The 610-nt window shown below is 66.9% G+C and carries 1 protein-coding gene; it reads left to right on the forward strand.

What is annotated here, in order from left to right:
* Positions 1 to 72: 72 nt before the first annotated feature.
* Positions 73 to 610 (forward strand): hypothetical protein (locus CF165_RS49240; RefSeq protein ID WP_143268941.1); only part of this gene is annotated, 538 nt, incomplete at its 3' end.

Consider the following 610-nt stretch of genomic DNA (forward strand, 5'->3'; position numbering starts at 1 on the left):
CTCCGCGACGGCATGAAGTGGGAACCGAGCGAGTACGGCGACGGCTACTGGAAAGCCACAGACCCAAGCGGGTTGTTCGGCCTGATCGCGGTCGCCACCGAGGCTCGAGAGTTCCTGCGCGTGTATGCGGGACCCGACAGCCAATGGCTCAAGCAGGCCGACGACCTCTACTCCAATAACGGTGAGAGGAAGTCGCGGGAGACGGGAATCCGGGCGTTGGGTGATCTGCTTGAGGCCTGGTGCCGGCAAGTCCGCCGCGGCGTCGCCGAGGTCGTCGGCGAACGCACGCTCAACGAGATCACCGGCACCCGCATCGACCTGATGGGCCAGGTGCGGCAACTGCTGGAGGACAAGCAGGGCCACCCGGCCGCACCGATCATGCTCTGCGGGGCCGCGCTGGAGATCGCGCTGCGTGCCCTCGCCTACGCCCAGAACGTCCCCTACCCCGACCGGCCGGGCATCAACAAGCTCACCGCCGCATTACGCACCGCCAAGCTGATCACCGCTCAGGATGTCAAGGACTTGGACTCGTGCGCCGGAATGCGCAACCTCGCCGCCCACGGCCAGTTCGACACCCTCAGCCTCGAACGCGCCGGGCTCATGGAACAGG

It is taken from the genome of Amycolatopsis vastitatis, from assembly GCF_002234595.1.
Taxonomy (GTDB): Bacteria; Actinomycetota; Actinomycetes; order Mycobacteriales; family Pseudonocardiaceae; genus Amycolatopsis; species Amycolatopsis vastitatis.